The organism is Plantibacter sp. CFBP 8804 (genome assembly GCF_014841225.1).
Classification (GTDB): Bacteria; Actinomycetota; Actinomycetes; order Actinomycetales; family Microbacteriaceae; genus Plantibacter; species Plantibacter auratus.
This window is the reverse complement of sequence record NZ_JACYTU010000001.1, coordinates 538509-557253: the sequence shown is the minus strand read 5'-3', so window position 1 is coordinate 557253 and position 18745 is coordinate 538509. Positions and strand designations below refer to the sequence as shown.

General features: G+C 70.1%; 15 protein-coding genes. 9 read left to right on the top strand and 6 right to left on the bottom strand.

The window, feature by feature from the left end; translation table 11 throughout:
* The first annotated feature begins 85 nt into the window (after window positions 1–85).
* Complete coding sequence (locus IFU11_RS20685) at window positions 86–2290, top strand: acyltransferase family protein (protein WP_192018085.1); 2205 nt, start codon at window positions 86–88, stop codon at window positions 2288–2290.
* Here the strand turns inward: IFU11_RS20685 and IFU11_RS02580 are convergent.
* The 4 genes from IFU11_RS02580 to IFU11_RS02565 are packed head-to-tail and all read right to left on the bottom strand — an operon-like array spanning window position 2270 to window position 7408.
* Window positions 2270–3943 carry a dipeptide ABC transporter ATP-binding protein gene (locus IFU11_RS02580; protein WP_192018084.1) on the bottom strand — a complete coding sequence of 558 codons (1674 nt, stop codon included), beginning with the start codon at window positions 3941–3943 and terminating at the stop codon, window positions 2270–2272. The genes IFU11_RS20685 and IFU11_RS02580 overlap by 21 nt on opposite strands.
* A complete protein-coding gene (locus IFU11_RS02575) occupies window positions 3940–4818 on the bottom strand; it encodes an ABC transporter permease (protein WP_192005079.1) in 879 nt (292 codons plus the stop codon). The genes IFU11_RS02580 and IFU11_RS02575 overlap by 4 nt, the downstream gene beginning before the upstream one ends.
* Window positions 4815–5792 carry an ABC transporter permease gene (locus IFU11_RS02570; protein ID WP_192018083.1) on the bottom strand — a complete coding sequence of 326 codons (978 nt, stop codon included), beginning with the start codon at window positions 5790–5792 and terminating at the stop codon, window positions 4815–4817. Before IFU11_RS02570 ends, IFU11_RS02575 begins: the two co-directional genes overlap by 4 nt.
* On the bottom strand, window positions 5789–7408 hold the full coding sequence (locus IFU11_RS02565) for an ABC transporter substrate-binding protein (protein ID WP_244631618.1): 1620 nt from the start codon (window positions 7406–7408) through the stop codon (window positions 5789–5791). Before IFU11_RS02565 ends, IFU11_RS02570 begins: the two co-directional genes overlap by 4 nt.
* 208 nt (window positions 7409–7616) lie before the next feature.
* On the opposite strand from IFU11_RS02565, the gene IFU11_RS02560 reads away from it, so the two are divergent.
* From IFU11_RS02560 to ndk, 5 genes are all read left to right on the top strand, one after another.
* Window positions 7617–8267, top strand: coding sequence for a TetR/AcrR family transcriptional regulator (locus IFU11_RS02560; protein WP_192018081.1), 651 nt, complete (start codon window positions 7617–7619; stop codon window positions 8265–8267).
* A gap of 239 nt (window positions 8268–8506) precedes the next feature.
* The gene (gene ileS, locus IFU11_RS02555) at window positions 8507–11875 is read left to right on the top strand and encodes an isoleucine--tRNA ligase (protein WP_192018080.1); all 3369 of its coding nucleotides are present in this window, start codon (window positions 8507–8509) and stop codon (window positions 11873–11875) included.
* Entirely contained in the window at window positions 11865–13244 is a 1380-nt protein-coding gene (locus IFU11_RS02550; RefSeq protein WP_192018079.1) for a bifunctional folylpolyglutamate synthase/dihydrofolate synthase, read from the top strand. Before ileS ends, IFU11_RS02550 begins: the two co-directional genes overlap by 11 nt.
* Complete coding sequence (locus tag IFU11_RS02545; RefSeq protein ID WP_064295611.1) at window positions 13241–13615, top strand: DUF4233 domain-containing protein; 375 nt, start codon at window positions 13241–13243, stop codon at window positions 13613–13615. Before IFU11_RS02550 ends, IFU11_RS02545 begins: the two co-directional genes overlap by 4 nt.
* Window positions 13616–13617: 2 nt before the next feature.
* Window positions 13618–14034 carry a nucleoside-diphosphate kinase gene (gene ndk, locus IFU11_RS02540; RefSeq protein WP_064295600.1) on the top strand — a complete coding sequence of 139 codons (417 nt, stop codon included), beginning with the start codon at window positions 13618–13620 and terminating at the stop codon, window positions 14032–14034.
* An 88-nt stretch (window positions 14035–14122) separates the two neighbouring features.
* Here the strand turns inward: ndk and IFU11_RS02535 are convergent, their stop codons facing one another.
* A complete protein-coding gene (locus tag IFU11_RS02535) occupies window positions 14123–14722 on the bottom strand; it encodes a vitamin K epoxide reductase family protein (RefSeq protein ID WP_079705724.1) in 600 nt (199 codons plus the stop codon).
* Window positions 14723–15034: 312 nt separating this feature from the next.
* Between IFU11_RS02535 and IFU11_RS02530 the strand changes: the two genes are divergently transcribed.
* Complete coding sequence (locus tag IFU11_RS02530; protein ID WP_371742704.1) at window positions 15035–17449, top strand: Rne/Rng family ribonuclease; 2415 nt, start codon at window positions 15035–15037, stop codon at window positions 17447–17449.
* 10 nt (window positions 17450–17459) lie between these two features.
* On the opposite strand, the gene IFU11_RS02525 is transcribed toward IFU11_RS02530, so the two are convergent.
* On the bottom strand, window positions 17460–17750 hold the full coding sequence (locus tag IFU11_RS02525) for a DUF4031 domain-containing protein (protein WP_192018077.1): 291 nt from the start codon (window positions 17748–17750) through the stop codon (window positions 17460–17462).
* A gap of 336 nt (window positions 17751–18086) precedes the next feature.
* Between IFU11_RS02525 and rplU the strand changes: the two genes are divergently transcribed.
* Together rplU and rpmA are read left to right on the top strand one after the other, a co-directional pair.
* The gene (gene rplU / locus IFU11_RS02520; protein WP_079002324.1) at window positions 18087–18395 is read left to right on the top strand and encodes a 50S ribosomal protein L21; all 309 of its coding nucleotides are present in this window, start codon (window positions 18087–18089) and stop codon (window positions 18393–18395) included.
* A gap of 20 nt (window positions 18396–18415) precedes the next feature.
* Window positions 18416–18673: a 50S ribosomal protein L27 gene (gene rpmA, locus IFU11_RS02515; RefSeq protein ID WP_056006626.1), complete on the top strand. Its 258-nt coding sequence runs from the start codon at window positions 18416–18418 to the stop codon at window positions 18671–18673.
* Window positions 18674–18745: the final 72 nt, after the last annotated feature.

Here is an 18745-nt window from a genome sequence, read left to right as displayed (position 1 = left end):
GTGTGTGGGAACATCCCATGCTATCGCAGGGGAGCGGGAGGACGCCGGACCGCAGGCCGTCATCCTCCGCCGATAGCATCGGACCGTGTCGACCAGAGCCGCCTCCGGCCCCGTGAGAGCCGACCTCCAAGGCCTTCGTGCCGTGGCGGTCTCGCTCGTCGTGGTGTTCCATCTCTGGCCGGGGCTCGTGCCGGGTGGGTTCGTCGGCGTCGACGTGTTCTTCGCGATCTCCGGGTTCCTCATCACGGCGCACCTCCTCGCCGAGGTCGAGCGGTCCGGTTCGGTCCGACTCGGGCGGTTCTGGGCGCGGCGCGCACGACGGCTGCTCCCCGCTGCGCTCACCGTCCTCGCCGCGACCCTCGTCGCGAGCTGGTACCTCGCACCGCTCGGGGACCTGCCCCGGTTCCTGCGCGAGATCGCGTGGTCGGGCCTGTACATCGAGAACTGGGCGCTCGCCGGATCCGCGATCGACTACCTCGCGGCGGAGGACGCTCCGTCGCCCGTGCAGCACTTCTGGTCGCTGTCGGTCGAGGAGCAGTTCTACCTCGTCTGGCCGATCCTGGTCCTCGTCGCCGGCTGGCTCGCCGTGCGGTTCGCCCGACGCTCGGCTCCGCCGACGGTACGGCGTCGGGGCGTCGCGATCGCGATCGGACTCGTCTGCATCGCGTCGGCCGCGTGGTCGGTCGTCTTCACCGCGCAGGACCCGTCTCCGGCCTACTTCGCGACGACGACGAGGGCCTGGGAGTTCGCCGCCGGGGGACTGACGGCGATCCTGGTGGCCGAGGGAGCCCGGCGCGGGTGGGCGCTGCGGGCGGGTGCGCGCACGGTCGTCGCCTGGCTCGGGTTCGCCGCGATCGGGGCGGCTGCCGTCTGGTATTCGGGGGAGACGCCCTTCCCGGCGTTGACCGCGGCGCTGCCGGTGGGCGGCACGATCGCCGTGATGGTGGCCTGGGCCCCGGACGTCCGGTGGTCGCCGACCGCGCTGCTCGCCCGGGCGCCGATCCAGTGGCTCGGCGACCGCTCCTACGCGGTCTACCTCTGGCACTGGCCCCTCATCGTGTTCGGCGGGATCGTGCTCGCTCGGTCGGCCACCGTCCCCGAGCAGCTCGTCCTCCTCGTCATCACCGGCGTCCTGGCGGAGGTGACGACGCGGTTCGTGGAGCGCCCGATCCGGTTCGGGCGCATCGCCGGTTGGCGGCCCCGACGGGTCATCGGCGCGACCGCCCTCGCGATGAGCGTCCTGTTGGCCGCCTCGATCGGGGTGCTCCCCGGTGCCGAGGCGCGCATCGCGGCCGAACAGCAGCGCATCGAGACCCTGGTCGCGACCCCGTCGAACTGCCTCGGTGCCGCGGAGCTCGTCGATGCTGCGGCGTGCCCGCGAAGCGGCGGAGCGCCATCGGACGGTACGGACGGTTCTGGTGGCGAGACCTCGCGCGACGGTTCCTCGGCGTCGCCCGGGGACGAGACCCGCGGGGTCGTCATTCCCGACGCGTCGCTCGCCGACCTCCCGCCGGACCGCTGCATCACCGACATCCGGGCTGCAGCGTTCGAGGTCTGCGCCTACGGTGCCAGCGCGGAGCAGGCGACGAGGACGGTGGCGCTCATGGGCGACTCGCACGCCGAGCAGTGGTTGCCGGCGTTCGCGACGGCCGCCGAGGCGAACGGGTGGCGGCTCTTGGTCGCGGCGAAGAGTTCCTGCCCGTTCAGCGACGCCGAGCGCACCGAGCCCGGGACCAGCGCGGCGGTGCTCGCCGAGATGCGCGCCGGGTGCTTGAGCTGGAACCGCGACGCCCTCGAGCTGCTGCAGGACGAACCGGAGATCGACACGCTCGTCGTCTCGGCGCGCGCTCGGAACCCGGTCGTCGCCGAGGGGGACCGCGACTGGCGGGAGGTGGCCGCGGAAGCCTATGCGGAGCGCTGGGCGCTCGTGCCCGCGACGATCGAGCAGATCGTCGTGCTGCGCGACACCCCGACGATGTCGGACGACGTGCTGGAGTGCGTCCGCGACGACGCTGACCCGGAGGACGGGTGCGCCCGGAACCGGAGCGACGCGCTCACGGAGGATCCGCAGTACGAGGCCGCCCTCGCGAGCACCGACCCACGGGTCCGACCCGTCGACCTCTCGGACGCCCTGTGCGCGTCCGATCGGTGCTCGCCGGTGATCGGCGGTGTCCTCGCGTACCGCGACCACCACCACCTGAGCTGGGTGTACGCCGAGACCCTCGCGCCCGTCGTCCAGGCGGTGCTGGATCGGATCCCGACGCCGGAGTCAGACGGCGTCGCGCCCTGACGCCGCACCGGGCGCGATGAGGCGCGGAGCGTCGGCTGCGAGTCGGGCGGTGTAGGGGTGGGCCGGGGCGGTGAACACCTGCTCGGCGTCGCCATGCTCGACCACCCGTCCGTGCTGCATCACGGCGACCCGGTCGCTCATGTGCCGGATGACGCCGAGGTCGTGGGAGATCAGCAGGTAGCTCAGGCCGTGGCGTCGCTGCAGCTCGTCGAGGAGGTCCAGGATCCTGGCCTGGACGGTGACGTCGAGCGCGGAGACGGGTTCGTCGAGGATAAGCGTCGACGGTCGACTCGCGAGTGCCCGGGCGATCGCCACGCGTTGCCGCTGCCCGCCAGAGAGCGTCCGCGGGCGCGCGCGAGCCAGCGAGGGATCGAGGCCGACGTCCGCGAGGAGACGGGTGATGTCGCGAGGTGCGGCTTCGCGTCCACGAACGGCGTCGGCGAGGATGGCGTCGACGCGCCAGCATGGGTCGAACGAGCTCAGCGGATCCTGCGAGACCCAGCCCAGACGGTTCCGTCGTGGACGACGCGCTCGCTCGGGGAGCTCCGACCACGGTTCGCCCTCGAAGAGCACGGCTCCCGACTGCGGCGCCGTGAGGCCGAGTGCGATGCGGGCGAGGGTGGTCTTGCCCGAACCGGACTCGCCGACCACGCCCAGGGTCGTCCCCGGGTCCAGGCGGAGCGAGACGTCGTCGGCCGCGAGGATCGCCGAGGCGCCGCGGCCGCGTTCGAAGCTCCGGGTGACGGATCGGAACTCCAGCGCGGGTGCGTCCGATCCGGTCTGCGTCGTCGGGCGGGTGCCCGTCGCCGGCTGTTCGGCCATCGGGGCCGAGTCGACCGCCGGGTCCGCGCTGAGGCGCGTCCCTCGAGCGCGGTCGGTGGGGACCGCGGCGATGAGGGCTCGGGTGTACGGGTGTGTCGGCCTGGTCAGCACCTGCTCGGCCGGCCCCTGCTCGACGACGACACCGTGCTGCATCACGACGAGGTGGTCGGCGATCGACGAGACGACGGCGAGGTCGTGGCTGATCAGGAGGAGGCCCGCGCCGCGCCGCTTGACGTCGTCGAGGAGGCCGATGATGCGAGCTTGGACGGTGACGTCGAGCGCGGTCGTCGGTTCGTCGGCGATGAGGAGGTCGGGGTCCAGTGCGATCGCCGACGCGATGAGCGCGCGCTGGCGGAGCCCGCCGGAGAGTTCACCGGAACGTTGGCCGATGCGGGAAGCCGGGTCGGGCATGCCGACGGATTCGAGGAGTTCGAGCACCCGCCGGGTGCGGGCGGTCCGGTCGAGGTCGGTGCCGAGTCGGAGTGCGTCGTCGATCTCGCGCCCGATCGGTCGCAGGGGGTCGAGTGACACGAGGGCGTCCTGGAGGACGAGTCCGATGCGACGCCCGCGCAGGCGTCGCCAGGCCGATGCTCCGAGTCCGCGGAGGTCGATGCCGTCGAAGTCGAGTCGAGCGGCCGTCACCCGCGCCGATGCGCCGGCGAGGCCGAGGAGCGATCTGGCGGTCACGCTCTTGCCGGAGCCCGACTCGCCGACGATCGCGACGCAGGTGCCGCGCTCGACGTGGAAGGAGACGCCGGAGACGACGGCGTCCCCACTGCCGAATCCGACCGTCAGTGCTTCCACCTGGAGCAGTGGAGTGGAGTCGCTCATCGGCCGTCCTCCCGAGATCGGCGCTGGAGACCCCGGCCGAGGACCGTGGTGGACAGGGCGGTCGCGACGATCATCAGACCGGGGAACGCCGTGAGCCACCACGCCGTCGCGAGATACGTGCGTGCTGCGGCGAGCATGGCACCCCACTCCGGCGCGGGTGGTTGCGCCCCGAGCCCGAGGTAGCTCAGGGCGGACGCCCAGACGACCGCCTGTCCGATGCCCAGGGTCGCGAGGACGAACAGCGGGGCGACGGCGTTCGGGAGGATGTGTCGGAACAGGATCCGGGCCGGCCCGTGCCCGAGCACTCGCGCGGCCTCGACGAAGTCGGAGGAGCGGACCTGGAGCAGCTGACCGCGGATGAGGCGCGCGTAGCCCGGCGCCGTCGACAGGCCGACCGCGATCGTCGCCGTGACGGGACCGGGCCCCGCGATGACGATCACGAGGAGCGCGAGCAGCAGGCCGGGGAACGCGAAGAGCACCTCGAGGACGCGTCCCACGGCGAAGTCCGCGATCCGGCCGCCGACTGCGGCGATCGTCGCGAGGACCGCTCCGAGGATCAGTCCGATGGCCGTCGCGGCGACGCCGATGAGGAGCGAGGTCCCCGCACCGTGCACGACCCGGCTCCAGACGTCGCGGCCGGACTCGTCCGTGCCGAACCAATGGGTGAGGGAGGGCGGCGAGAACGCGGCCCGCGGGTCGACCGCCGTCGGTGATGCTGTCGCGAACAGCTGGGGGACGAGCGCACAGCCGAGCAGGAACAGCACCACCGCGGCCGCGACGATCTCGGGTGCGCCGAATCCCGACGACCGGCGCCATCCGCGGCGGATCCGGGCGTCGGGGCTTCCGGATGCCGGGGTGATCGCGAGCCCGCTCATGAACCGGACCGCCGGATCCGGTCGCGTGGATCGAGCAGTTCCGCCGCGAGGTCCGCGAGGAACATGACGACGACGTAGGCCACCGCCGAGCTCAACACCACGCCGGTGACCACCGGGACGTCGCGCACGGTCACCGCTTGGAGCAGTGTCCGTCCGAGACCGGGCCGGGCGAAGATGGTCTCCACCACCACGGCGCCGCTGATGAGGTAGCCGAAGGCCCATCCCGACAGGTTCACCGCAGGGACGGCGGCATGACGTAGGCCGTGTCTGAGCAGCAGACCGGTCGTCGATTCACCGCGGGCGGCCGCGGAGACGGCGAACGGCGCGCTCCCGGCGTCGAGCAACGGTTCCCGCATCACCTGGGCCAGGAATCCGGCGACCGGGATGGCCAGGGTCAGCACCGGGAGGATGAGACCGACCGCATCACCCGTGCTCACCGGAGGGAGCCATCCGAGCCAGGTGCTGAAGAGCGTGATGAGGACGGTCGCGAGCCAGAACTGGGGGAGCGACGCCGCCACGAGCTCGACGGCCGATCCGAGGGCCGCGGACACCCGCCCACCACGGGTCGACCAGACCGCGAGGCCGAGCGCGAGGAGCCAGGCGACGGCGAGCGACGCCGTCGCCAGCACCAGCGTCCCGCCGAGCTGTTCGCCGAGCACCTGGGCCACCGGCGTGCGGAGGGACGCCGACTCGCCGAGATCCCCCTGGAACAGTCGGACCAGTTGCGCCAGGTACTGGACGAGGAGCGGCTGGTCCAGGCCGTACTGCTCGCGCACCCGCTCGAGCGCTTCAGCCGACGCCTGGGAACCGGGGCCACCGAGATAGGCCTGCGCCGGGTCGCCGGGGATCAGCCGGACGGCGAAGAAGGTGACCGTCGCGACCGCCCAGAGCACGAACACCGCACCGGCCAGACGCGCCCCGATCCGCCCGGCTAGGCGGCGGAGGTCGCGTCCCGAGCGGCCGATGGAGCTCACTCCACGAGCCAGGCGTCCCCGAAGACCGGCGTCGACACCGTCGGCAGCGCGCGGACGCCCTGCAGCGAGGTGCTCAGCAGGAAGTGGTTCTGCTGGTCGTAGAGCGGCAGGATGTAGTAGCCGTCGAGGATGATCTGCTGCGCCTGCTCGTAGAGGAACGCCCGCTCCTCGGGATCGAGGGTGTCGCTCGCCTGCTTCAGGATCTCGTCGAGCGCGGGGTCGTCCAATTGGGCGTGGTTCGCGAAGTAGCCGCTCGGCGCCGGGACGATGCCCGAGGAGTCGTAGAGCACGCGGAGCACGTCCGGTCCCACCTTCGTGTACGGAGCGCTGACGGCCTCGTAGGCGTTGGAGCCGAGCGCCTCGTACCAGCTCGAGAGGTCGAGCAACTCGAGCTGCACGTCGAAGCCGGCGTCACCGGCTCCGGCCTGGATCTGCTCGAAGAGCGACTGCTCGGCCGGGATCGACTGGTTCGTGCTGACGGGGAACCGCACGGTCAGCCGGACGCCGTCCTTCGTCCGCACGCCGTCCTCGTCCTTCTCGGTCCAGCCGGCCTCGTCCAGCAGCTTGTTCGCCGCATCGAGGTCGTAGCCGAACAGGCTCTCGTCGGAGTAAGCGGTCGCCTCAGCACTCGACAGCGGGGAGTAGGAACGCTTCGCCGTGCCGAAGAACAGGGACTCGATGCCGGCGTTCACGTCCGTCGACCGCACGAAGGCCTCACGCACGCGCTGGTCGTCGAACGGCGCCTGTCCCGCGTTCAGCTCGATGCGGTTCGAGGCACCGGGACGTGGTGCGTCCAGGTCGACGATCGTCTTCGAGTCCTTCGCCTGCGCGATCGTGTCTGGCTGCGCGTTGTCGATGATGTCGACGTCGCCGCTCTGGAGTGCCGCGAAGCGCGACGCGGAGTCGGGGATGAAACGCCACGTGATGCCGTCGAGGTACGCCGGCCCGTCGTTCGCGGCGTCGCCCGGTGCCGAGTCGTACGCGTCGTTCCGGACGAGCGAGACGTGGTCCTGCTTCACCCACTCGTCGACGACGAACGGTCCGGTACCGACCGGCGCATCGCAGTTCGCCGCTTCACCGCGGGCGATCCCCGTCGGGGACTCCATCGCCGTCCACGGCTGCGACAACGACTCCAGGAGCGCGCTGTCGGGAGCGGAGAGGATGAACCGGGCCGTCGTGGCGTCGACCGCCTCGACCGACGCGACCTTGCCCACCGCGAGGTAGCCCGTGGACGACTTCGTCGCCGGGTCCTGCAGGTGCTCGATGTTCGCCTTGACCGCCGCCGCGTCGAACGGGGTGCCGTCGGTGAACGTCACGTCCGACCGCAGCGTGAACTCCCAGGTCAGACCGTCCTCCGACGTCGTCCAGGATTCGGCGAGCCACGGGATGATCTCACCCTTCGCGTCTCGGGAGACGAGCGGCTCGAGGAACTGCGCACTCAACAGGGCCTGCGGGTAGTTGCCACCGACGTGCGGATCGAGGCACGTGGGCTCGGCGTCCCCGCTGGCGTAGACGAGCGTCCCGCCGGCCTTCGGCGTGCTCGACGCGGCCGGCGTCCCCGGTGCACACGCTGCGAGCAGGACCGTGAGCGGAACGAGCGCCGCGGCGATGCGCAACGGACGACGCGAGGACGCAGAGCGTCGACGGGTAGGGGAGGGGGATGCGGGCACAGGGACTCCAGAAGGCGATCGACCGGGTGCTGAGGGCCCGGTGGCGGCGTCGGACGAATTATTGGACGCCGTCTCGGAACCAGCATAGAGCCTCAGCACCACGCCCCGACCCCTCGCACGACGGCTAGGCTCACAGGCGGCGGAAGGAGCCCACATGGCACGACCACCGGCACGGAACGCCGTCGGCAGACCCCGACGATCCTCCCGACGCGTCCTCGAGGAGGCGGCCGCCGAACTCTTCCTCGAACAGGGATACCCCGGCACCACCGTCGACCAGATCGCAAGCCGCGCCGGCGTCAGCCGCAACACCTTCTTCAACTACTTCGGCTCCAAGAGCGACGTCCTCTGGGTCGACGTCGACGCCGCGCTCGCCGGACTCGAACGGGCGCTCGCCGCAGGCGGGGACACCCCTGCAACGGACGTCGCCGACGCGATGCCGTCCCTACAAGCCGCCCTCCTGGGTATCGCCGAGGAGCGCTCGAACGGCGCCGTGCCCTGGGCACTGACACAGATCGAGCTGATGGACACCGCGTGGGAGCTGCAGGCGTCCGGTCTCGAACGTCTGCTGCGTCTCCAAGCCGTGCTCCGGGTCTCGCTCGCCCGCCTCGCCGTCCGCGCCGACGAGCTGACGATCCGTTCCGCTGCAGCGGCACTCGCCGGCGCGATCGTCGCCGGCGCCGGGGCCTGGGCGGCCGCAGGTGTCGGCCGGGGCGAGCTCGGCGACTACCTCCGCCGCGCGATCGCTCCGGTGGTGGACGGGTACGGCCGCGCCCTCGCCCGGATCGACGGGCCGAGCTCCTCGTAGCCGACCCTCCTCGCAGCCGCTCCGCAGGCTGTACGATGGGACCATCGACATCGATCCGGCCATCACCGGGGAGTCCTCGGCAGAACAGCGACCGCTCAGCGGGAGCCCAGTAGAACCGAGCGGGTCAGGCCCGTCACAGCCGATGCAGAGCGGCCGTTCCAGTGGAGCGGCAAGCGGGGTGGTACCGCGTCGGCAACGCCGGCGTCCTCGCAGGACCCACGAGACCTGCCAGGAGAACGATGAGCTACCCGAAGTCCCAGGAACCGACCCCAACCGAGTCGGCGTCGAACGGCGCTGCGTTCGGCGTGACGCCGTCGCCCAGCTTCCCCTCGATCGAGGAGGGGGTGCTCGCCCGTTGGGCCGCCGACGGCACCTTCCAGGCCTCCATCGACCAGCGCGAGGGCGCTCCGGAATGGGTGTTCTACGACGGCCCGCCCTTCGCGAACGGCCTCCCGCACTACGGACACCTCCTCACGGGCTACGCCAAGGACCTCTTCCCCCGGTTCCAGACGATGCGCGGCAAGCAGGTGCACCGCCGGTTCGGCTGGGACACCCACGGCCTCCCCGCCGAGCTCGAGGCGGAGCGCCAGCTCGGCATCACCGACAAGCGCCAGATCGACGAGATGGGGCTCGCCGCGTTCAACCAGGTCGCACGCGACTCCGTCCTCCGCTACACGGAGGAGTGGCAGGACTACGTGACGCGCCAGGCGCGCTGGGTCGACTTCGAGCACGACTACAAGACCCTCGACGTGACCTACATGGAGTCGGTCATCTGGGCCTTCAAGCAGCTCCACGACAAGGGCCTCGCCTACGAGGGCTACCGGGTGCTGCCCTACTGCTGGCGCGACCAGACGCCGCTCTCCAACCACGAACTGCGGATGGACGACGACGTCTACCGCTCCCGCCAGGACCAGACCGTCACGGTCACCTTCCCGCTGGTCGGCCCGAAGGCCGAGAGCCTCGGGCTCACCGCCGTCCGCGCGCTCGCCTGGACGACCACGCCCTGGACCCTGCCGACGAACGCCGCGCTCGCCGTCGGGCCCGACATCGAATACGCGGTCGTCCCGGCCGGCCCGAACGGCACCCCCGACGCCACGGTGCTCCGCGAGGAGGGCTCCGCCCACGCCGACACCGAGGTCCTCGGCGGCGAGTACCTCATCGCCTCGGCGCTGCTCGGCAACTACGCGAAGGACCTCGGCTACGACTCCGCGGCCGAGGCGCAGGCCGCCGTCTCCCGGACGATCGTCGGGCGCGAGCTCGAAGGCGTCTCCTACGACCGCCTCTGGGACTACTACGCCGACGCCGAGTGGGGCATGGAGCAGGCCTGGCGCATCCTCGTCGCCGACTACGTGTCGACCGAGGACGGCACCGGCATCGTGCACCAGGCCCCCGCATACGGTGAAGAGGACCAGAAGGTGTGTGAGGCCGCCGGCATCCCGGTGATCGTCTCCGTCGACGACGGCGGGAAGTTCCTCCCGGAGGTGTCCGACGTCGCCGGTCTCCAGGTCTTCGACGCCAACAAGCCGCTCACCCAGCTGTTGAAGGCACAGGGCCGCCTCCTGCGTCAGGCGAGCTACGAGCACTCCTACCCGCACTGCTGGCGCTGCAAGCAGCCGCTCATCTACAAGGCGGTGTCGAGCTGGTTCGTCCGCGTGCCCGAGTTCCGCGACCGCATGGAAGAGCTCAACCAGGAGATCACCTGGGTCCCGGAGAACGTCAAGGACGGACAGTTCGGCAAGTGGCTCGCGGGTGCGCGCGACTGGTCGATCAGCCGCAACCGGTACTGGGGCTCACCGATCCCGGTGTGGAAGAGCGACGACCCTGCCTACCCGCGCATCGACGTGTACGGATCGCTGGACGAGCTCGAGGCCGACTTCGGCGTGCGCCCGACCGATCTGCACCGCCCGTACATCGACGAGCTCACGCGGCCGAACCCCGACGACCCCACCGGCCGGTCGACGATGCGCCGCATCACCGACGTCCTCGACGTCTGGTTCGACTCCGGATCGATGCCGTTCGCCCAGGTGCACTACCCGTTCGAGAACCGCGAGTGGTTCGACTCGCACAGCCCCGCGGACTTCATCGTCGAGTACATCGGCCAGACGCGCGGGTGGTTCTACCTCCTGCACGTGCTGTCGACCGCGCTGTTCGACCGGCCGGCGTTCACGAGCGTCGTGAGCCACGGCATCGTCCTCGGCAGCGACGGCCAGAAGATGTCGAAGTCGCTGCGCAACTACCCGGACGTCAACGAGGTCTTCGACCGCGACGGCTCCGACGCCATGCGCTGGTTCCTCATGTCGAGCTCGGTGCTGCGCGGCGGCAACCTCGTCGTGACGGAGGAGGGCATCCGTGAGGGCGTCCGCCAGGTGATGCTGCCGTTGTGGAACACCTGGTACTTCTTCTCGCTGTACGCCAACACGGCGGTGCCTGGTGGCTACGACGCCGAGTGGCGCACGGACTCCACCGACGTCCTCGACCGCTACATCCTCGCCAAGACACGTGAGCTCGTCGTCACGGTGACCGACCACCTCGAGGCGTTCGACGCGACCCTCGCAGCGGCCTCGCTGCGGGACTTCGCGGACGTCCTGACCAACTGGTACGTGCGTCGTTCCCGCGACCGCTTCTGGTCGACCGACGGCGGCGTCTTCGACCGCGACGCCTTCGACACGCTCTACACCGTCCTCGAGACGTACTGCCGGGTCGCCGCTCCGCTCCTGCCGCTCATCACGGAGCAGATCTGGACCGGCCTGACGGGCGAGCGCAGTGTGCACCTCACCGACTGGCCGGAGCCTGAGGCGTTCCCGGAGGACGCGGCACTCGTCGAGGCGATGGACCGGGTCCGCGAGGTCTCGGGTGTCACTCTCGCCCTCCGCAAGCAAGCCGGTCTCCGTGTCCGGTTGCCGCTCGCATCGCTCACCGTGGTCACGCCCGACCCCGCGTCGCTCGCCCCGTTCGAGGCGATCCTCCGCGAGGAGCTCAACCTCAAGGCCGTCTCCTTCGCCGAGTTGACCGACACCAGCGGCACCGAGTTCGGCGTCACCTCGCGCCTCTCGATCAACGCCCGCGCGGCGGGCCCGCGCCTCGGCAAGACGGTGCAGCAGGCGATCAAGGGCGCTCGGAGCGGCGACTGGTCCGAGGTCGACGGCACGGTCACGGCCGGCGGCATCGAGCTCGTCGACGGCGAGTACGAGCTCGTCATGGAGGCGTCCTCGGGCGCCGCCGGTGGCGTTGCGCTCGCGCTCCTGCCTTCGGGTGGCTTCGCCCTGCTCGAGACCACGCTGACGCCCGAGCTCGAAGCGGAGGGACTCGCCCGAGACGTCATCCGTGCCGTGCAGGACACCCGGAAGGCGGCGGACCTGCAGGTGAGCGACCGGATCCGGCTGCAGCTCCGATTCGAGGACGACGCCGACGAGCGCGCGGTGCGCAGTGCCCTCGACGTGGTCGACCTCGCCGGCGACACCCTGGCGACGTCCCTGACCTGGTCCGACGACGAGGCCCAGGCTGGAGTGTCGGGCTTCGCCCAGTCGTTCGCGGCCGGGAAGTTCGGCAACGCCGGAGCCTTCACCGTGACCGTCGCGCGTGCAGAGGAGACCGCCGATGTCCGATGACCTGATCCCCGGAGACGAGTCGTCCGCGGCCGATGCCGCCGACGCCGTGTACCGCGAGCTCCTGGAACGGCTGGGGGAGGCACAGCCGCAGCCGCGTCTCGGTGCCACCAAGCGGGCGCTCGAGCTCCTCGGCAACCCGGAGTCGTCCTTCGCGATCATCCAGATCGCCGGAACGAATGGCAAGACGAGCACGGCCCGCATGATCGAGAGCATCCTCCGCGCCCACGGGCTCCGCACCGGTCTCTTCACGAGTCCGCACCTCGTCCGGTTCACCGAGCGCATCGGGATCGACGGCGAGCGGATCTCGGACGAGGCCGTCGCCAGGAACTGGGACGACATCAAGCCGTATCTGGCGATGGTCGACGCCGAGCTGACGGAGGCGGGTGAGCCCGCGCTGACCTTCTTCGAGGCGCTCACCGTCCTGGGATTCGCCTGCTTCGGCGACGCCCCCGTCGACGTCGCCGTCGTCGAGGTGGGGATGGGCGGTGCCTGGGACTCGACGAACGCCGCCGATGCCGAGGTCGCCGTCTTCACGCCCATCGACCTGGACCACGTGCAGCGTCTCGGCAAGACGATCGCCGAGATCGCGCGCACCAAGGCCGGCATCATCAAGCCCGGTGCGCAGGTGGTCTCGGCCGCGCAGCATCCCGACGCGCGTCAGGCGATCGTCGACGCCGCCGCGGCGGTCGACGACCCGGCCGTGTTCGAAGGTGAGGAGTTCGCCCTCGTGCAGGACGCCGTGGCGGTGGGCGGACAGCTCATCACCGTCCGAGGGCGCGCCGGCACCTACCCGGAGCTGTACCTCCCGCTCTACGGGGACCACCAGGGACGGAACGCGACGCTCGCGATCGCCGCGGTCGAGGCGTTCCTCGGCGGAGCGACCCAGCCGATCGCGGAGGACGTCCTCGCGGAGGGCCTCACCGAGGTCGCCTCCCCGGGGCGTCTGCAGCTCATCGGCACCGAGCCGACCGTGCTCGTCGACGCTGCGCACAACCCGCACGGTGCTGCATCCCTGGTCGCCGCACTCGGCAGCTACTTCGACGTCGACGAGATCGCCTTCGTGGTCGGCATCCTCCAGGACAAGGACGCCGCCGGCATCCTGACGACCCTGGCGCCCGCCGCATCCGGCTTCTTCTTCACCCAGTCGGAGTCGGAGCGGGCGATCCCCGGCGAGGAGCTCTCGCGCCTCGCCGCGTCGCTCGACCTGCCGGCGTCGACCTTCGCCGACACGCTCGACGAGGCCGCTGAGGACGCACGGCGCTGGGCCGAGGAGGCGCCGCGCCGGCTGGTGGTGATCACCGGCTCGATCACCCTCGTGGGCGAGGCGATCGAGATCGCCGACGACCGGGAATGGAAGGCGACCGCATGAGCGGCATGGCACGGAGTCGGGCTCCACGGAGCATCAAGCAGACCCTCGGATCGATCATCCTCGGCTTCGAGATGATCGTCATGTTCCTCGGCGCGCTCGTCATCTTCGGGCTGAAGGCCCTCCCGGCCCCGGTCGCGTTGATCGGCGGAGCGGTGCTGTGTCTGATCATCGTCGCGACGATCCCGCTCCTGCGATTCCGCTGGGGGTATTGGCTGGGCTGGGCGGTGCAAGCCGCTATCGTGGCTACCGGCCTGCTCGTGCCGATGATGTTCCTCGTCGGCGGGATGGCCGCAGCCGTCTGGACCTATGCGATGGTCCAAGGCGACAAGATCGAGCGTCAGCAGGCGCTCTACCGAGAAGCGAAGGATTGACCGTGGCTGTTGAAGAAACCCTGGTACTCGTGAAGCCTGACGGCGTCGCACGCAACCTGACCGGCGAGATCCTCCGTCGGATCGAGGCGAAGGGCTATTCGCTCGTGGACCTGCGCATGGTCGAGCCGGACCGCGAGCTGCTGGCCGCCCACTACGCCGAGCACGAGGGCAAGCCGTTCTACGAGCCCCTCGTCGAGTTCATGCTGAGCGGTCCCGTCGTCGCGATCCGCGTCGCCGGCAACCGTGTCATCGAGGGCTTCCGCTCGCTCGCCGGCACGACCGACCCGACCACCGCCGCGCCCGGGACCATCCGCGGCGACTTCGGCCGCGACTGGGGCCTCAAGGTCCAGCAGAACCTCGTCCACGGTTCGGACAGCCCCGAGTCCGCCTCCCGCGAGCTCGCGCTCTGGTTCGCCTGACGCACCGACTCCGCACGACGAAGCCCGCCTCCGATTCCGGGGGCGGGCTTCGTCGTGCGCGTCCGGCGGCCGTTCGGGCCGCCACCGGTTACAGGTAGGACAGGACGTCGAGGCGGAGCTGGGCGATGACCGCCACCACGAGGTAGCACCCGAGCGTCACCACCACGATCCACGAGGACACGACCCCGGCGACGCGGCGGACGGCGGGGGACGCCGGGATGATGCCGTTCCGCAGGGTGAACGAGGTCACCGCGATGAACGAGGGGATCGTCACCGACCAGGTGACCATGCACCACGGGCACAGCGTGCCGAGGACGAAGATGCTCTGCGAGATCAGCCAGATGACGAATCCGAGCGCACCGAGGAACCCGATGTTGAAGGCGATCCAGAACCACCGCGCGAACTGCGCACCGGCGAGGACCGCGACGCCGACGGCGATCGGGGCGATCCAGGCGGCGAGGCCGATGATCGGATTCGGGAATCCGAGGATGGCACCCTGCCAGGAGTTCAGGTTGACCCCGCACTGCACGAGGATGCTCAGATTGCAGCCGAGCTGGGCGTTCGGATCCTGCAGGAGCTGGAACTTGTCGAGGGTGAGCGCGAACGCCGCGATCCACCCGATGACACCTGCGACGATGAGGAAGATCGCGAGGCCCCTGGGGCGCGCGTCGATGACCGGAGTTGACACGCCCTGATTCTCGCACGCCCGCCTGAACGGCGGCGGGACATGCCCGGGTGGTCCGTACTCAGGACCGTCGGCCCTGTTCGTGCGATAATCGTGGGGTGGTGCCCGAGCCGCGCTCGACCGCACGACACAACAGGCTTGTTGGGCAATGAGAGCCCAGGACCCGCCGGCACGTGCCGGCACGATCGTGAGAGCTCCGAGAGCCAGCGATCACACAGGATTTGCGAACGGCTGCACCCGCGGCCGCACGCACGAGACGAAGAACCGGAGGGTGGCGCGGCCACCGACCCGGCATAGGGGAGTACACCAGGAATGGTGAAAGAGCACACCGAGGATCCGGCCACGCCGGGGACCGAGCACGAACCGACCGACCAGCACCTCACGACGCCCGAGACGGCGGACGAGTCGACCAGCACCGAGACGGACGCCCAGGCGACCGGGCCCGACGAGCAGAAGACTGCGGCCGCACCGGTGCGTCCACCGACCACCATGCTGCTGTTCCAGGCGCCCGACCTGCCGCCGATCGTCCACCGCGACGACGAACCGCTCGAGGCGGAGCTCAGCTCGTCGAGGCGTCGCACGCGTCGTCGTGCCGGCGAGGACGGACCGGAGCAGGGCGAGCGGGGTGGCGACTCGCGCCCCGACACTCGCAACGTGGTCAAGGTCCGCACGCCGCGTGAGCCGGAACTCATCACCGAACCGCAGAAGGTGCGCGGCTCGACGAGGCTCGAGGCCAAGAAGCAGCGTCGCCGTGACGGACGCGACGCCGGTCGTCGTCGTCCGGTCGTCACCGAGGCCGAGTTCCTCGCCCGCCGCGAATCGGTCGACCGTGTCATGGTCGTCCGCTCCAAGAACGGCAAGACGCAGATCGGCGTGCTGGAGGACGGCGTGCTCGTGGAGCACTACGTCGCCAGGAGCCAGGAGGCGTCGCTCATCGGCAACGTCTACCTCGGCCGTGTGCAGAACGTCCTGCCCAGCATGGAGGCGGCGTTCGTCGACATCGGTCGCGGACGCAACGCGGTGCTCTACTCCGGCGAGGTCGACTGGGACTCCGTGGAGACGGGCAACCAGCCCCGCCGGATCGAGCTCGCGCTCAAGGGCGGCGACAAGGTCCTCGTCCAGGTCACGAAGGACCCGGTCGGACACAAGGGCGCGCGCCTGACGAGTCAGGTCTCGCTCCCCGGTCGGTACCTCGTCTACGTGCCGAACGGCTCGATGAACGGCATCTCGCGCAAGCTGCCCGACACGGAGCGCGCCCGCCTGAAGAAGATCCTCAAGGAGGTCCTCCCGGAGAACGTCGGCGTCATCGTCCGCACGGCCGCCGAGGGCGCGACCGAGGAGCAGCTCACGCTGGACGTCACGCGGCTGAAGTCGCAGTGGTCGGAGATCTCCCGTCAGATCGAGACCGTGCAGTCGCCGGCACTGCTGCACAGCGAGCCCGACCTGCTCATCAAGATCATCCGCGACGTCTTCAACGAGGATTTCCACAAGCTCGTCATCCAGGGCTCGGACGCGTTGCAGGACATCCAGAGCTACCTGCGCGGTGTCGCCCCCGACCTGCTCGAGCGTGTCGAGCCGTATGACGGCACGGGTGACTCCTTCGTCGACTACCGCATCGCCGAGCAGATCGAGAAGGCGCTCGACCGCAAGGTCTGGCTGCCGTCCGGCGGATCCCTCGTGATCGACCGCACCGAGGCCATGACGGTCGTCGACGTCAACACGGGGAAGTTCGTCGGTTCCGGCGGCAACCTCGAGGAGACGGTCACCAAGAACAACCTCGAGGCCGCCGAGGAGGTCGTGCGTCAGCTGCGACTGCGCGACATCGGCGGGATCATCGTCGTCGACTTCATCGACATGGTGCTCGAGTCGAACCGCGACCTCGTGCTGCGCCGCCTCGTGGAGTGCCTCAGCCGCGACCGCACGAAGCACCAGGTCGCCGAGGTCACCTCGCTCGGTCTCGTGCAGATGACGCGCAAGAAGCTCGGCCTCGGCCTGCTCGAGACGTTCAGCGAGCCCTGCGAGGTCTGCGCCGGACGCGGCGTGGTCGTGCACCACGACCCCGTCGTGAAGCACCGCCAGACGCCGCAGCCGGAGCAGCAGCGTCGGCGCGGCAAGGGCGGGTCCCAGGGCGGCCAGCCGTCCTCGAACGGCCAGGGCGCTCAGCAGAAGCCGGCCGGACAGACGCACGGGATCACCGACGACGCGAAGAACGCGCTCGCCTTGATCGCGGCGCGCACGCTGCACCACGAGGAGCTCGCCGCCGCCGAGGCCGTGGCCGACGCCGTCGTGGCCGAGGCGCAGCACACACAGTCGCAGCACGTAGAGGCGCAGGGTTCCGAGGAGTCGGTCGCGGACGAGTCCACGACGTCACCGGAGGATCAGTCCGGATCGCACGACGGTCGTCGGAGCCGGCGCGAGAAGCGCGAACCGCGTCGTCGTGGCGGTGACGGGTCCCGCCGGGGTGCTTCGGAGGAGCGCTCCACCGAGGCGCCGACCGAATCCGCGGCCCCGACGCTGGCCTTGCTCGACCTGCCGATCGCACCGGTCGCCGACAAGCCGCGTCGCGCAGCCGTCGCGGACCCCGAGCACCTGCTCGAGTCCGTCCTCGACGCGCTCCCCGAGCCGAAGCAGCCGGGCCAGGGTCGCGGCCGGAGCCGCCGGGTGTCGACCGCTTCACTCGCGGGCGGACAGGCCGTCGGCTCGGACGGCGCCCAGCGTCAGGCCGAATAGTCAGGTCGCATCAGGACGGCGCGTCTCCTCGGGAGGCGCGCCGTTCGCGTGCGGTGACGCGCAAGCCGCTGGCGATGAGTCGACGGACGAGGTCGCCGCCGGTCACCGGGACGGCGCCGGCCGCCACGAGCGACGCATGGCGCTCGGCGGGGACGTCATAGTGGTCGAGGTCGAACGATCGCGGCGGGAGCCCGGTGCGTCCGGCGAAGGCGTGCAACTCCTCCAGGGAGCTGTCGCTCACCACGTGGGACCAGAGCGTGCCGTGCGCCGGCCACAGCGGGGGATCGATGAGCACCGTCATGCCTCCATCCAACCATCGAGCCTCTCGCGCGATTCCCGTCCGTGGTCGGACGCGCCGGGCACCCGGCCGGCGTTCAGGAGCCCCCGGGGTACACTGGTCGAGTGCGTCCGGTGTGGGAGCCGTGAGGAACAGTCTCGGTCACGAGGTTTCTGTGCCCACTGGTTTGACCTGGACTGCACGATGAAGTAAACTCGACCGTTGGTGTGCATTGAGTTTTCAATGCCACGCCCAACGGTTTTCTGCCATCAAGGTGTCCCACGTGTTCGAGCCTTTCCGCGCAGTAACTTCCAGCAACAGTCAGTCGGAGCGTTTCGCTCCCCAAAGAACGGGTACGTAGTGGTTTACGCAGTTGTGCGCGCCGGAGGACGGCAGGAGAAGGTCGAGATCGGAACCATCGTCACGATGGACCGGGTCAAGGCCGACAAGGATGGCAACATCGAGCTTCCCGCGGTGCTCCACGTCGACGGTGAGAAGATCATCTCCGACGCGAAGTCGCTCGCGAAGATCACGGTGACGGCCGAGGTGCTCGAGAACCTCCGCGGTCCGAAGATCATCATCCAGAAGTTCAAGAACAAGACCGGTTACAAGAAGCGTCAGGGGCACCGTCAGGAGCTCACGCGCGTCAAGATCACCGGCATCAAGTAAGGCATCGAGGAGAAGAAGAGATGGCACACAAGAAGGGTGCGAGTTCCACTCGCAACGGTCGTGACTCCAACGCACAGCGTCTCGGTGTGAAGCGCTTCGGCGGCCAGGTCGTCCTCGCGGGCGAGATCCTCGTCCGTCAGCGCGGCACGCACTTCCACCCCGGCGCCAACGTCGGTCGTGGCGGCGACGACACGCTGTTCGCGCTCGAGGCCGGCTCCGTGCAGTTCGGCAACAAGGGCGGCCGCAAGGTCGTCAACATCGTCGCTGCTGCAGAGTAGCAACAACGTCTTTCCAGCAGGGGGCGGGCTTCGGCCCGCCCCCTGCTGTCGTACAACCGAGTTCCATGATCC